Raw genomic sequence first — 14,791 nt, 5'->3', positions numbered from 1 at the left:
ATGGCGAGGCAACTTTACTATCACTAATTTTTTACTGCTGCTAGGTGCTTTCCTCAGCTTACCTGCTTTGTATACCAATTAGATAGCTAGGGGCACACCGAAACATCTGCCTGGGCCAGAACTAGGCATCCCAGAATTGTCCTTTCAAGCCTGGTACGAAGCGCGGCACGGTGCGGCAGCCTACGCAAAGATCGATCGCATTGAGCGAGTAGCTTGGGCTGAGTACCTCAGTTGGTATCGGCACTTCCTCGGTATCCAGGTTCGTTACCAGACGAAGTTGGTGCGGATTGAACCAGTCGCAGGTTTCTTCCGCCTACACCTTGAGGTAAACGGTGTCCCGCAGATAGAGACTACGCGCAAAATTATCTTCGCCAATGGCGTGGCTGGCACGGGTGGTCCGTACATACCTCCAATACTGGCTGACTTACCCCGCACGTTGTACGCACATACCGCCGATGCCATCGATTTTGAAGCACTGCGCGGTAAGACTGTGGCGGTGCTGGGTGCGGCGGCTTCAGCTTTTGATGCAGCAGCAGTGGCGCTGGAATCGGGAGCTAAGGCAGTACATCTATTTGTACGCCGATCAGCGATCGCATCTCTGTCAGTCCTTCGGGTACGGGATTATCCTGGTGCTTACGACAACTATCCCCAACTACCCGATGCAGCCCGCTGGTTCCAGGCTTGGCACTTTCGTCAAGCAGGCACTGCGCCACCTCCGAACTCGATTAAGCGAGCGATCGCTTTCCCGAACTTTCACATCCATCTATCTGCACCTTGGAAATCGGCACGGAAACTGGGTGATCGCATTGCCATCGAGGTGAACGATGATGTTTTCGAGTTTGATTTTGCGATCGCTGGCACTGGTTACTTCGTTGACCCAACAAAGCGTCCCGAACTAGCCGACTTTGCCCAGCATATTGCCCTCTGGTGCGATTGCTACCAGCCACCAGAAGACCTGCGCGACGACGGTTTGGGGGCACATCCTTACCTCGGTAGCGCCCACGAATACCAAGAAAAAGTACCTGGCACTGCCCCTTATCTGAAAGACATTCACGTATTTAATCCTGCTGGTTTGGTCAGCTTCGGATTGCCGGTTGGTGACATCCATAGCATCCGCCGCGACGTACCTGCAATAGTATCGCGCATCAGTCACGACTTGTTCTTTAAGGACTGGGCGCATCATGAAGCACGTATTACAGGTGATATTGCCCCCGATTTTGAGGACTCGCTCTATGCTGCTGCGGTGTGGAAACAACCGATCGAGGCAGCGACCCGCTAGGCCGACAACCTTTTCACCAGTAACAAATAATTCCGGCTGGGAAACGATGCCAGTAGAAAGCGATCGCCGTTTCACGATCGCTGCTGAATCAAGTATCACTGTTAAACCAATTCACTTAACAGTGTCATTTCAACAGATTGTTTACTAATTATCAAAGGAGAATGTCATGCTTGCTCAAACAAACTCGTCAGCAGCAAAAATTTTGGAAGTTGCAGATGATCCACGCCTTTCCAGTGGGGTGAAGGAATTTTTGAAAGTGCTGAACTCAGGAGGTGTGCCTCTAGAGACATTACCTCCACTCGAAGCGCGTCAAGTTCTCGTGGATGCACAGGCTTCCGTTCCAGTAGACCTTTCAGGTATTGAAGAGTCTGAGAAGACAATTACTGCTGACGGTTATTCGATTACGCTCAACATCGTGCGACCGGAAGGAGTCAAAGGCACATTGCCTGTTTTCATCTTTATTCATGGTGGGGGTTGGATACTGGGTGATTATCCAACACACAAGCGCATGGTTCGCGATCTGGTTGTGCTTTCAGGGTTTGCAGGGGTCTTTGTCAACTACACGCGCACGCCAGATGCTCAGTACCCACAGGCGATCAATGAGATTTATGCTGCAACCAAATGGGTTGCCGAGCATGGTGAGGAGATTGGGGTGGATGGCAAGAATCTGGCAGTGGTCGGCAATAGTGTCGGCGGAAATATGACAGCAGTCACGGCTTTGAAGGCGAAAGAAAACGGAGGGCCACACATCAAGTTACACATCATGATGTGGCCAATCGTCGATGCCGATTTTGAAACGAATTCTTATCATCAATTCGGCGACAAACGGTACCTAACCGTACCCACGATGAAGTGGATGTATGACCTGTACATCCCTGACCCAGAAAAGCGCAAAGACATCTACGCATCTCCCTTACAAGCGACGGTTGAACAACTCAAAGGCTTGCCTCCAGCATTAATTGTGGTTGCAGAGAGCGATATTTTGCATGACGAAGGCACAGCCTACGGACGCAAGCTCGATGAAGCTGGGGTAGAGGTGACAACGGTGCAGTACAACGGCATGATTCATGACTTTGGACTGCTCAATGGTTTAGCCGAACTGCCACAAGTCCGCTCTCTGTTTGTTCAAGCTGCTGCTGAATTGAAGAAACATCTGCAATAGGATGCGATCGATGTTTTTGGGGAAAGGAAAAGACGCTCCTCCATCGCTTTGCTGCTTACTGAGTTAGCGTAGGGGAAAAGGGGAAAGCAGAATGGCACTAAGTTAAGACACAGCCCTCGCCGTGACTAGTTCCTAGCCTCTAGAGTGGGAACTAATTCTGAGAGCCTCCGCCTCCAAAGGGTTGATCAGAGGCAGAGCCTCTCGAAATACATTCCCAGCCTACAGACTGTGAACCAGGTAAAACAAGACTTTCGGCTTATCAGCGATCGCAAATATCACTGGATACTAGGTCGTCGTCCTGGCGATCATCCCAGATTGTCCGACCTCAATCTTTGAGAAGCCAAAGCAACGACCATATTACACAGTTTTCTATCCTGCAAGGAGTCCAGTGCTATGAATGCAAACAACGGTATCATCAGCCAGATCAGCCCGTATGCAGTGACCGAAACTATTGATCGCTTTGCAGCCATCCTTCAAGCAAAAGGCATCACCATTTTTGCCCGCATCGATCAACAGGCTGAAGCCGAAAAAGCCGGACTTAGCCTACCTCCGACGCAATTGTTGCTGTTTGGCAACCCGAAAGCCGGAACTCCCCTCAGTCTATGTCTATCCGTTCGAGCATTACGATTACTGGCGAGGTGAATTGCCTGATATAGAAATGCCTCTAGGCATCTTTGGTGAAAATTTTACGACCACTGGACTCAGAGAAGAGGAAGTGAACATTGGCGATCGCTTTCATATCGGCACTGTAAAACTGATGGTCACACAACCTCGCTTACCCTGTTACAAACTGGGGATTCGGTTTGGACGACCTGATATCATTAAACGATTTCTTGCAAGTCGTCGAACCGGATTTTACTTTCGTGTTTTGCAAGAGGGCGAAGTCGGAGCCGGAGACACTTTAGAGTTGGTGAGCCGGGATAGCAACAATATTACTGTTGCTAATATCACTCAGCTTTATACTCGTGAGCAGAACAATCCAGAGTTACTTCACCAAGCTGCTCAACTTGAAGTCTTACGCGAAAGCTGGCGCGATTACTTTCAGGAGCGAATTGCACTAAGTTAAGATACAGCTCTTGCCCCAACTGGAACAAGCCTCCAGGCTGGAAAAGCATTCTCTGAGGCTTTGCTTCCACTTTTTTGACGAGAGGCAGCAGCCCATTCAGAATACGCCCCCAGCCTCCATAAATCTTTGGGCTTTTCTTAATGCCATTCCATTCAGCAACATTGTTTAATTTGGTCAAAGTCTAAATAGCAAATCGTTAAAAAGGACACCATGACAACTCAAAATGTAACCATTCCAGCTTTGTCTGGGGGGAGTTTTAGCGCCTATCTAGCAACACCCAGTACTCAGCCTGATGCAGGGATTGTGCTGATTCAAGAAATTCTTGGGGTCAATACTAATATGCGTCAAATTGCCGATGATTATGCTAAATCCGGCTATTTGGTGCTTGTACCAGATTTATATTGGCGGCTGGAACCCGGTGTGCAACTTGATGCTGACGATAAGGATCAGTGGACTAAAGGTTTTGAGTTACTCCAAGCATTTGATGTGAATAGCGGCGTAGAAGACCTAAAGGCAAGTCTATCTTTTCTGCGACAGTATCCGAGCAGCACAGGCAAGGTCGGCAGCGTGGGCTTTTGTTTGGGCGGCAAACTGGCATATTTCATGGCAACACGTACTGATTCAGATGCCAATGTTAGTTACTATGGTGTTGACATTGACAAGAATTTAGCAGAGGCGACAAAGATTCAGAAACCGCTGATATTACATCTGGGTGAAAATGACGAGTTTGTTTCACCAACTGCTCAAGCGTCCATTCAGCAAGGAATGAAAGACAACCCCCTGGTAACAATCTATCGCTATGAAGGAGTGAGTCATGGGTTTAATCGCGTGGGTAGTTCCGCTTATCGCCAAGAAGCCGCAGAATTAGCGCGCGATCGCACATTGGCGTTTTTGAAACAGCATTTAGGCAGTGGTGTCAAGTCGCTTTGCTCCAATTAAAAATTAAAAATTATTAATTAAAAATTGCAATCAGTCGGGGCTTGAATCCACCACTGATAGCGTCGCGTTAGCGAGTCTGCGTCGCTGCATATCGCAGATGGTTTTTAAGAAAGAGAACGGTGAAAATCAACAAGCAAGGAGAAAACCATGAATATCAACAAGAATGACACCGCAGTAGTCGTTCATTGAGGATGGCAAGACGATTGTGGCCAGTCCCCACAAAGTCTATGGGCCGCAAACTAACGACCTCGTTTTGCAACTACGTAAACGCAACATCAGCAAAGTCATTTTACTCGGAATGTTGGCAAATCTTTGTGTTGAAGCTCACCTACGCGAATTGCTCGAACAGGGATTTGAGGTTCTTGTTGTCAAAGATGCAACAGCAGCCCCTCAGCATCCGCAACTGGGTGACGGCTATAAGGCAGCACTGATCAACTTTGGCTATATCGCCAATGCAGTCCTTTCTACAGATAAAGTTGTAGCAGCAATGCAGTAATGTCAAACTCATCAATTTTACAAAACTCATGAAAACATCCGCGTTACTTCTTGCTCTGCCAATCAGTATCTTAGCTAATTTTTCCTTAAGAGCTTCTGCTGATTCTACTGCTGGCCTCATCCTGAGTACAAAATGCCAGGGTCGGTACGAAATCAATATTTGGCAGAATTATAATTCCGGTGAACTACTCTATCGCGCAACCAGTCCCAACGGTAATTTAAGTTTGGGCAAAGGAACTAGCCAAGCGACAGAAGGTGTTCGAGTGTATAAGTTTCGGAATAGAAATTATGAATATTCGGTGTGGGATGGCACGTTAGATAATCCGCAGGCTGGAACTTTAGAGGTGTATAAAAACAACCGTATTGTGATGAAGCAAGCTTGTATAAAAAGTTGAATCTTTTAGCGGGTGTTATGCACTTTTTGGAAACCCAGCTAGGGCAAGCATCTTGAGTTACGCTCGCCAAATACGTTATCGCTAAAACCCTTTTAGTCAGCCAGTTTTTTCTGAAATTAATAACACCTTCTAGAAATTGTATTCACCTGATCAAACCCAAAGGATATGGAAGTGGACACTCAACACTATGACGACATTATTATCGGCGGCGGCAAAGCAGGTAAAACACTAGCACCAGCGTTAGTTGCTGACGGACGTAAAACCACTCTGGTTGAACGCAGTTTAAATATGATTGGTGGCGGGTGCATCAATATCGCCTGCATTCCTACTAAAACTATGGTGACGAGTGCCAATGTAGCAAACACAGTGCGAAACAGTGCCGCTTATGGGGTTAAAACCAATACACCCACTGTTAATTTAGCAGAGGTGATCCAACGAAAACGAGCGGTTGTGCAAGGGATGCGTGAAATGAACTTGCACAATTTAGAAACGGCTTTGGATAAGAACTTGATCATTGGCGAAGCAAGGTTTGTTGCTCCCCAAACAATTGAAGTAACGACGACTGAGGGGAACAATCGCTTACTTACTGCCGAACGCTTATTTATTAATACAGGCACACGACCGTTAATTCCATCCATTCCCGGACTCACAGAAGTTGAGTTTTTAACCAGTGAGTCGATTATGGAGCTAGAACAGCTACCTGAACACCTGATCGTTCTCGGTAGTGGCTATATTGGTTTAGAGTTTGCCCAGATGTTTCGGCGCTTTGGCTCTTTTGTTACTGTCATTGGGCAAAGTGAGCAAATCCTGTCACAGCAAGATCCAGATATAGCGATCGCAGTTCAAACACTGCTAGAACAAGATGGTATTGAATTCTTGCTAAAGGCGAAGGTGTTGAGGGTGGATCGCACTGATAATGAAACCATCCTGCAAATTCAAGTTGGCGATCGTGAAATCACCCTCCAAGGGTCGCATTTGCTCGTCGCCGTTGGTCGTGCGCCCAATACCGAGAGCTTAAATTTAGCTGCTGCTGGTGTGGCAAGCGATACACGCGGATTTATTCAAGTCAATGATCGCCTGGAGACGAACGTACCCGGAATTTGGGCGTTAGGTGATATCAATGGCGGCCAGCAATACACTCATATATCACTCGATGATTATCGCATTATCAAAGCTAATTTAATTGATGGGGGCAACCGTAGTACAGGCGATCGCTTAGTGCCATCCTGTTTGTTCATCGATCCAGAACTGGCTCATGTGGGTTTGACTGAAACTGAAGCACAGCAACAAGGATATGCTATCCGCGTGGCGAAAATCGATGCGTCAATCGTTCCTAGAGCAAGAACGCTTGGTCAAACCGATGGACTTCTGAAGGCGATCGTGGATGCAGATACAGGTCGTATTTTAGGGTGTTCCCTGTTGTGTCATGAAGCAGGTGAAGTGATTTCAACAGTGCAAATGGTGATGCAAGCTCAGATGCTGTACACCGTTCTACGCGATGGTATTTTGACTCATCCCACGATGACCGAAGGATTAAATATATTGTTTTCCAAATTGTGAGGAGACAGCAATTGCAGACCCAAGGATTTACCAAACAAACGACATTTATCTCTTGAAAAAAGTAGATATAGCATCATGAGTAAAACATCTCAAGTCGGTATTATTGGTGCAGGTAATGTAGGTGCCGATGTTGCAAATGCTTTAGTTCTACTCGGTAGATGTGTAAGGGTTGTCCTTTTTGACCGAACCTTATCAAAAGCTGAAGGAGAAGTCTGGGACATTGAAGACAGCATTCCTCTACTTAAAGAAATGGAAATCATACCATCAAATCAGTATGAAGACTTAGCTGATTCAGATATCATTATTGTGACTGCTGGGGTGCAGCCGAAACTTGGACAGACGCGATTAGATACATTGAGTGACAATGCAGAGATTATACGTTTGACAATGAAAGAATTGGATCGAGTTGCACCGAATTCAATCGTACTTATAGTTAGTAATCCAGTGGATGTACTCACGCGGATTGCGTAGGCGTAGCCCGTCGTAGACATCGCTACTTCCACTAGAGCAGAAAACCTAATTTTCGGTTCGGGAACTGTTCTTGATACTGCTAGACTGAGATATCAACTTGGAAAGCGACTGAGTGTTGCAAAACAAGACGTTCATGCTTATGTGATTGGAGAGCATGGAGACAGTGAATTTGTCGTTTGGTCTAGTGCATTTATTGGGGGAATTTTGTTAACTGAATTTCCCATACCACAAGGAGCAACGCTAGAACAAATTCAGCAAGAGTATGCACAGTTAACTCGTAAACGAGGCTATAACATTTTTGAATGCAAAGGAAATACAAGCTATGGTATATCAACAGTAGTTTGTCAGTTAGTTGATACCATCCTGCGAGATGAAAAGCAGATATTTCCAGTATCGACCAGAGCAGATTCTAACTATGGAGTTGGCAGTGAAGTTGTTTTTGGACTTCCATGTATTATTGGCTCAACAGGTATTCAGCGCCAACTGCTGTTATCAAGAAATGCTCATGAACAACGCTTATTAGAAGAATCAGCCAATAAACTCAATGAAGCCCATAATTCTTTGCATAATTAAAATCAAATGCCATAAGTTCTACTCCCAATATGTTCTGGAAAAATGAATGATCGTTAGCTTAGTAATTTGCCCCGCAGCAAGAGCCGCACTGTTCCTAGAGCAATACTGCCGATCGCAATATTTGCGCCAATGAATAGTAGTAGTGCCAATTCTTGCATCACTCCAGTCATGCCGCGTTCAACAAGGCGCAAGGATGCCAGCGACAAGGCAGCAATGCCGAGGGTGAATGCCCAGTAGGAAGCTGTAAAGGGTTGTTGAAATAACCACGGTAGCAATCGTAGTAGAATCAGCGCTTGCAACAGTCCATAACCGAAGAGAAACTGGGCAAAGGCATCAGGCTGACCACTGGTGATACTCAAATAAGCAACACAGCCAACGACAGGGGGGGCAAGTTGAATGCCCAGCGTTGGACGTAGTGGTTTAGGCAACGCTTCTAACAAGTAGAGGCGCTGCATAATCATCGACTCCAGTGCTAGCCACGAAAACAGCCCTCCTCCAAAAAACAACGGGCCCCATTCTCGATAACCGAGGGTACTAGCAACGATCGTACTGACAAAACTACCCGCGACTGTAGAGAGGTAGAGAATGGGTGTGATTATTTCTGGCTTACGTCCTCCCATCCATAGCTGACCGGAACGATACACGCCAAAGCTTAACTGACCAATTGCACCGACAACAAATAATGTGATAGCGATCGCACGAGAGTAGGGTGCGATCGCTAGCGCCACAAACATCGTAGACACAGGCACTAACCCGATAAAGCAACACAAAACAGGATGCTCAAATTCAGCTAAGGCATCTGCTCTCGCCCACAGCCATTTACCCACATAAAGCAGCAACAATACGAGCCAGATTGCAATTGTCAGCAACATAATTGCTTCGCTAATCCAGGTAGGCAAGTGCCAAAGTTTAGCAGCTACTCGCCAGCAACTACCTAATCCTGCCAAACCCAGAATCATGCCAAAAAAGGAAGCAGGAATGATGGCACGATAATCTTTCAATAAAGTAGGCTTTGGACGTGATTTTCTCATGATCTAGCTTTCCTGGCAGCAGTAGAGAGATGCAAGCGATGAAAAAAGTCAGGCATATTAGGGTGGGAAAGATTGCTTCAAGGTGAGGAGTCGGTTCGTAATAGAGACAACAAACCCAATTTTTAGGCTGTTTTGATCGATTTCGATTGCAAACTCATCAAAACAGTCTTGATAGACAAATTAGGTCAGTGCAGGAGTGCGAATGGTCTGAGACTGTTCACTGTAAATATCCATAATTGTGTTGAGCAATTGCAGTGCATCTGGCTTGGAACGCTGGAAAGAATTGCGTCCGATAATTGAACCAAATCCATGTCCGGCATGAATGGCACGAACTTCATTGAGGAAAGCATCATCACTGTCGATCGGCCCACCCGAAAAAATCACAATCCGCCGTCCGTTAAAAGCACATTGCACCACATGATGCACTCGTTCAGATAATGTTGCGATCGGAATTTGCTCTTGCTCATACACCTTGCGGGCTGCATCCTGTTCAACGTGTTCGTTGGGCAGTTTCACTTTGATGATGTGAGCGCCCAATTGAGCTGCAATCTGAGCCGCATAGCCAATCACGTCGATCGCTGTCTCACCGACTTTACTTAAACCCGATCCCCGCGCATAAGACCAAATCATCACGACCAATCCATGCCGCTTTGCTATCTCGGCACAGGCTCGAATCTGCTGATACATCTCAAACCGATGGGCTGAACCTGGATAGATAGTGAAGCCGATCCCCACGCATCCTAACCTCAGCGCATCCTCCACGCTGCCAGTGAGTGCTTGTGTTGGGTCTGACTCAGCTAGTAACACATCGTGATCATTGGCTTTCAGAATTAGGGGAATTTCACCTGCAAATTCTCGCGCTCCCGCTTCCAAAAATCCTAACGGTGCGGCATAGGCATTGCATCCTGCTGCGATCGCTAACTCAAAATGATAGCGAGGATCATAGGCTGGTGGATTGGGCGCAAAACTGCTAGCTGGCCCATGCTCAAAGCCTTGATCCACAGGCAGCATGACGACTTTGCCAGTTCCAGCTAGTTTGCCATGATTCAGCAACCGGGCTAAATTAGTCAGCGTTCCGGGATTGTCGCTGCCATACCAACTGAGAATTTCTTTTACTCGATGAGTCATTGTGTTTCTCCTAAAATTATTGTTTGGTAAAACTTCTTTCCTTTGGGCTTACGACATATCTATTGAGACGATCGCAAAAGGTTCAGCTGGATGAACCGAGCTTTCAACTTGAGACTGAGGTGCAGTGGCGATCGTCATGATTTTATTTCCGCCTGTTGTTCTACGTGTCCGCCAAACTGGAAACGCATGGCAGACAACAGCTTATCCGCAAAATCATTTTCGCCGCGTGAGCTAAACCGTTGATACAAGGCTGCGCTGAGTACAGGGACAGGAGTGCCTTCGTCAATGGCGGCTGCGATCGTCCAGCGTCCTTCGCCTGAATCAGACACGCGCCCCCCAAAGCCTGATAGGTCTGGTTGTTCCAGGAGGGCGATCGCAGTTAGATCCAGTAGCCAGGAGGCAATTACACTGCCCCGTCGCCAAACTTCGGCAATATCAGGCAGATTAAAGTCATACTGATAGTGTTCAGGATTGCGGAGGGGGGTCGTTTCAGCATTAGCCACACGGTTTTGCTTACCCACATTGGCATGATGCAAGATATTCAATCCTTCTGCGTAGGCTGCCATCAAGCCATATTCGATGCCATTATGCACCATCTTGACAAAATGCCCCGCCCCATTCGATCCGCAGTGCAGATAGCCTTCTTCAGCAGTACCGCCCACCTTTTCCCGTCCAACAGTACGCGGAATATCACTCCGTCCGGGAGCTAATGATTTAAAAATGGGATCGAGATACTGAACCGCCATCTCAGATCCACCAATCATCATGCAATAACCCCGCTCCAAACCCCACACTCCGCCACTGGTTCCCACATCTAGGTAGTGAATGCCCTTTTGCATCAGATCATTTGCCCGTCGAATATCGTCAATGTAGTAAGAGTTGCCGCCATCAATTAAGATATCGCCGGAATCCAGTTTTGCAGCCAGTTCCTTCACCATCTGCTCGGTTGGTTCTCCAGCTGGCACCATCAACCAAATCGCACGAGGTTTATTGAGCTTCTGGACAAAATCATCCAGGCTGTAAGTGCCAATTGCCCCTTCTGATGCAAGCAGTTTCACTTTGTCAGGTGTGCGATTGAACACCACACATTCATGGTTGTTTTGCAGCAGTCGCCGAACAATGTTCGCACCCATACGTCCCAGACCAATCACTCCCATCTGCATAATTTTTCTCCAATGTAATTCTCGTTTGCATACAGTCGGTTCTGATTAGAGATAAGATTCTGGTTCATTAACAGAGTTTTCCCTTGGCGGCGGTGAGGAGGTTGTCCACTCTAATCCAGTGGCATACACAGCTGGATGAGCGATCACTCTCATTGTTCAACCGAAGAGAGAGGCTGTTTTGCGCTGGTTTCTGGCTTCATCTTGGGTCTGTGATAGCGATGGAAAGTTTCTTCCTTGAGCCATTCTGTGGTTGCCTTAAAGTCATGCAGTGGGGTGGGCAGCATTTCCAAATATGCTGCACTGCGAATTAGATCGCCAAGTTTGCCAGTTATCTGCACTTTGTCAAACAAGTTTGCTACCCCATTTCCTAAACCCAATTTCATTAGCGTACCCCGAGGACTCACATGGGCTGGGCTAGGGGATGCTCCTTTCGCAAGGGCAATCAAATTGTGGGCAATGCTCGCACCTTGCTGATATGCCACCTGGGCTAGAGCCGGCAAGGGTTGTGGCTGCACGGAAGCGCAATCGCCTGCGGCAAACACTTCTGGAAAATCAAGCAGTTGCAGAGTTGAAGTGACAAGCGGTAGCCCATGTTTATCCAGGTGATCTGCGGGAATTTGGGACTTGAGATTTTGGATGAGTGGGTTCACGGCAGTCCCGGCTGTCCAGATGGTGGTTTGAGTCAACAGCGTTTTTATCTCAGTGCTGTTGGCAGGTTGATACTCCAGGTGGTCTTGAGCAACCGCTTTCACCCCTACGCCTAATATCAACTCAACAGGTACTGTTCGAGTTCTGAAAGCATGGAGAGCCTCTGACTGCAAACCCGCGTTGACATCGCCTGCGAGAATCGTCTTGCCATGATTGATTAAGACAATGCGAATCTGACGAATATCGCCGCCGAGTTGAGCGTACCAGTTGGGTAACAAATCTGCCAGGGTTGCTGCCATTTCTACCCCTGCCGGACCTGCCCCAACGACAGCAAACGTGAGGAGCGATCGCAGTTGCGCTTCGTCATCCGTTTGGCTAGCACGTTGCAAACATTCTCGTAACTGGCGTTCCAGAGCGATCGCATTCTCTTGTGTCCGAAATGCGAATGCGTTTTTTTGTGCGCCCTCTGTTCCTAAATAACCCTGAATACTGCCAACAGCTAAGACCAGATGACCATAGATATAATCTGAGCCAGAAGCTAACTTAAGACGTTTTTCTTGCAGGTTGCTCGCCACTACTTTGTCCTGTACAAAGTTGATATCACTGCCTTGCAGCAACTCTTTATAAGTCGGACAAACGACATCTTTTGACAATTCACTTGTCAAAAGTTCATACAACATTGGCTTGAAGACAAACCGTTCTTGTGGATCAATCAAAATGATCGACCGCAAGTCTTGCTGATGACGCAGATGCAACGCTGTAAAAAGACCTACGAAGCCTGCTCCGACAATCACTGTAGGGCGAGAAGAATTCATTTTAGTAAGTGGTGGATAAACAGCAGCAAGCAATCATGCACAAGTAGCATTGGAATCAAAATGTACGCTAACGACTGATTCCTGTGATCAAGATAAAGCTCTGGAACGATCAGAGTTTTAGAGACGGCATAATTAAGAGATTAGGTCAGAAATAAAATATGACATTACAAGGTGTAGCTGCTGTTAATTTAAACAACAACTTCTTCAGCAACTTTAGGATTTACCCTAGTTAGAATCTGTAGCGCTCGATCAATTTCCTCATTTGTGCCTGAGACAATCACCATGAACTTACCAGCTTTGATTTCTGTCTCGTACTTCAGGGCTTGCTCTTTGGGAATTCCCAATCCTACAAGGGCACCTACCAGCCCCCCTGCCACAGCAGCTCCTACACCCCCTACAACCATACCTTCGAGCCAACCTGCCAGCACTCCGGCAACGTGTCCAGCTACAATCACAGGGCCGACTCCTGGAATAAACAGCAAACCAACCCCTGTGAGAATGCCAAATAGTCCACCAAAAAAGCTACCCCAATAACCTGCTTCTCCGGCTCCAGCTTTAGCCGTATCTTTCCAGGTGAGAAAGCCACGGATATGTTCAGTGGTTTGATAGTCTTTACCGATGATCGAAATCTTTTGCATATCGAAGCCCGCTTTTTGCAGTTCTAATACGGCGGCTTCTGCTTCAACATGGGATGGAAAAACTTTCACAGTTTCGTGTTTGTATGACATCGATTTGACTCCTTATGAGTGAGAATTAAACAGCATTATCTTTTAAGTGGACAAGACCTGATCGCACGCAGCGCCTGGATTGCTACCTGAGTGCGTTGGCGTTGGCGTAGCCTCTCGTAGAGAAGCCTTGACTTCGGCATCGCTCGCACAGAATTTCTTCAAAATATTGCGAACATGGGTTTTCGCCGTACCTGTACTGATGTACAAATTTTGGGCAATTCCATCATTGCTGTACCCGTCAACAATCAGTTGCAATATCTCTAACTCTCGCTCAGTCAACGTTTCAATAGTAAGGATTTGGCTGTATTCCGGTTCTATGGCTCGAATTGCAATTGTTTCAGCATGGTTGCTGCCATCAGCTTGAACAGGATTTGCGTGTTGAAGCAATCTAGCGACCTCTTGGGCGACAGCAGTGAGTGCATGATTAATAGGAGAATTTCCAAAAAAGTTACTCTGAGTTGGAACTTCGGAATACTCAAAATCATCTCCAAATAGTAATGGCATACGTGTCATAAAATTATCCTCAACGAAATATTGATTGAGATTACTGACTCAATTCGTAGATGATCTAAGCTGTTTCAAATACTGAGAAATTATGCTGTTACCAGAAGACCATGAATAAGAATCAATAACACAATTGATCTGACATGACGTAAAGCCGATCATGCTGTTGCCAAAACGCGAACATTGATGCGAGCAATGTACACTTTTTTAGATATATTCAGACAGGAATTGGAAAATATCAGGTCACGGTCAAGGCTCACTGATACTCTATGTTCAGCATCAGCGTTGAGCATACAACCCTCTTCTTACTCTCTTTGTGTCAAGTAAGCTGAAATATTGTAACTAAATTGCTCTCAATATTTGCCTGAATTAAATATATGCAATTAACTCTAACTTGTCGTCCACTCAAAGTTGAAACTTTTGTACAATACAATGATTGATGAATCAGTCCATATATCAATGTAAGGTTAGCTCCAACTAAGGTTGGAATCTAAATTCATACTAAAGTTCAATACCTTAGCCAATTTACAAGGGTTTAACGCCTGTGGAAAGGGGATGGGTACGTCCGTGCATACAGCGCTTCCGGCTATTATGCAATACAGTTTTTCTCCTTGCCCTCTTTTATCAAATCTGAAAGCTTTGATAAAAGAGGACAAGGAGAAAACTTATTTGGTATGAGTATTGCGATGCCGATAGTACAATCGCTTGTATCTTAGAAATAGTAGTAGACCGTCCCAAGCTTGGTCAAGAAAGACCGCTTCGTAGCATGGGTCACTACAACAATCTCTTTGACAGAACTCGAACAGTCGCCGGGGTCAAAGCTTTAAACACTGA

16 protein-coding genes are annotated in these 14,791 nt (G+C 46.4%); 10 read left to right on the top strand and 6 right to left on the bottom strand.

Translation table 11 applies throughout. The features are described from left to right. Nucleotides 1-136: 136 nt before the first annotated feature. From V7L07_RS00895 to V7L07_RS00850, 10 genes are all read left to right on the top strand, one after another. Nucleotides 137-1,279: a SidA/IucD/PvdA family monooxygenase gene (locus V7L07_RS00895; protein WP_335054196.1), complete on the top strand. Its 1,143-nt coding sequence runs from the start codon at nucleotides 137-139 to the stop codon at nucleotides 1,277-1,279. A 166-nt stretch (nucleotides 1,280-1,445) separates the two neighbouring features. Next, nucleotides 1,446-2,441: an alpha/beta hydrolase gene (locus tag V7L07_RS00890; RefSeq protein WP_335054194.1), complete on the top strand. Its 996-nt coding sequence runs from the start codon at nucleotides 1,446-1,448 to the stop codon at nucleotides 2,439-2,441. A gap of 438 nt (nucleotides 2,442-2,879) precedes the next feature. Beyond that, nucleotides 2,880-3,083 (top strand): DUF302 domain-containing protein, encoded by a 204-nt coding sequence (locus V7L07_RS00885; protein WP_335054192.1) that lies wholly within the window; start codon nucleotides 2,880-2,882, stop codon nucleotides 3,081-3,083. 1 nt (nucleotide 3,084) lies between these two features. Continuing rightward, nucleotides 3,085-3,507 (top strand): MOSC domain-containing protein, encoded by a 423-nt coding sequence (locus tag V7L07_RS00880; protein WP_335054190.1) that lies wholly within the window; start codon nucleotides 3,085-3,087, stop codon nucleotides 3,505-3,507. A gap of 210 nt (nucleotides 3,508-3,717) precedes the next feature. Further along, nucleotides 3,718-4,446, top strand: coding sequence for a dienelactone hydrolase family protein (locus tag V7L07_RS00875; RefSeq protein ID WP_335054188.1), 729 nt, complete (start codon nucleotides 3,718-3,720; stop codon nucleotides 4,444-4,446). A 205-nt stretch (nucleotides 4,447-4,651) separates the two neighbouring features. Further along, on the top strand, nucleotides 4,652-4,942 hold the full coding sequence (locus tag V7L07_RS00870; RefSeq protein WP_335054186.1) for an isochorismatase family protein: 291 nt from the start codon (nucleotides 4,652-4,654) through the stop codon (nucleotides 4,940-4,942). A gap of 28 nt (nucleotides 4,943-4,970) precedes the next feature. After that, nucleotides 4,971-5,336: a hypothetical protein gene (locus V7L07_RS00865; protein ID WP_335054185.1), complete on the top strand. Its 366-nt coding sequence runs from the start codon at nucleotides 4,971-4,973 to the stop codon at nucleotides 5,334-5,336. A gap of 165 nt (nucleotides 5,337-5,501) precedes the next feature. Next, complete coding sequence (locus tag V7L07_RS00860; protein WP_335054183.1) at nucleotides 5,502-6,896, top strand: mercuric reductase; 1,395 nt, start codon at nucleotides 5,502-5,504, stop codon at nucleotides 6,894-6,896. 75 nt (nucleotides 6,897-6,971) lie between these two features. Further along, nucleotides 6,972-7,367, top strand: coding sequence for a lactate/malate family dehydrogenase (locus tag V7L07_RS00855; RefSeq protein WP_335054181.1), 396 nt, complete (start codon nucleotides 6,972-6,974; stop codon nucleotides 7,365-7,367). A gap of 18 nt (nucleotides 7,368-7,385) precedes the next feature. Continuing rightward, nucleotides 7,386-7,940, top strand: coding sequence for a malate dehydrogenase (locus V7L07_RS00850; protein WP_335054198.1), 555 nt, complete (start codon nucleotides 7,386-7,388; stop codon nucleotides 7,938-7,940). Between the two features lie 53 nt (nucleotides 7,941-7,993). Here the strand turns inward: V7L07_RS00850 and tehA are convergent, their stop codons facing one another. The 6 genes from tehA to V7L07_RS00820 form a co-directional block, all read right to left on the bottom strand. Further along, nucleotides 7,994-8,971, bottom strand: a complete 978-nt coding sequence (gene tehA / locus V7L07_RS00845) for a dicarboxylate transporter/tellurite-resistance protein TehA (RefSeq protein ID WP_335054179.1) — start codon at nucleotides 8,969-8,971, stop codon at nucleotides 7,994-7,996. A gap of 180 nt (nucleotides 8,972-9,151) precedes the next feature. Beyond that, nucleotides 9,152-10,099, bottom strand: coding sequence for a class I fructose-bisphosphate aldolase (locus V7L07_RS00840; protein WP_335054177.1), 948 nt, complete (start codon nucleotides 10,097-10,099; stop codon nucleotides 9,152-9,154). 134 nt (nucleotides 10,100-10,233) lie between these two features. Beyond that, entirely contained in the window at nucleotides 10,234-11,262 is a 1,029-nt protein-coding gene (gnd, locus tag V7L07_RS00835) for a phosphogluconate dehydrogenase (NAD(+)-dependent, decarboxylating) (RefSeq protein WP_335054175.1), read from the bottom strand. A gap of 149 nt (nucleotides 11,263-11,411) precedes the next feature. Beyond that, nucleotides 11,412-12,725 (bottom strand): NAD(P)/FAD-dependent oxidoreductase, encoded by a 1,314-nt coding sequence (locus V7L07_RS00830; RefSeq protein ID WP_335054173.1) that lies wholly within the window; start codon nucleotides 12,723-12,725, stop codon nucleotides 11,412-11,414. A gap of 188 nt (nucleotides 12,726-12,913) precedes the next feature. Next, nucleotides 12,914-13,453 (bottom strand): general stress protein, encoded by a 540-nt coding sequence (locus V7L07_RS00825; protein ID WP_335054171.1) that lies wholly within the window; start codon nucleotides 13,451-13,453, stop codon nucleotides 12,914-12,916. A gap of 42 nt (nucleotides 13,454-13,495) precedes the next feature. Next, nucleotides 13,496-13,966 (bottom strand): helix-turn-helix transcriptional regulator, encoded by a 471-nt coding sequence (locus V7L07_RS00820; protein WP_335054169.1) that lies wholly within the window; start codon nucleotides 13,964-13,966, stop codon nucleotides 13,496-13,498. Between the last annotated feature and the right edge of the window lie 825 nt (nucleotides 13,967-14,791).

It is taken from the genome of Nostoc sp. (genome assembly GCF_036916985.1).
Classification (GTDB): domain Bacteria; phylum Cyanobacteriota; class Cyanobacteriia; order Cyanobacteriales; family Nostocaceae; genus Nostoc.
Note: the sequence above shows the minus strand (reverse complement) of the source record. Positions and strands in the feature narration are given on the sequence as shown.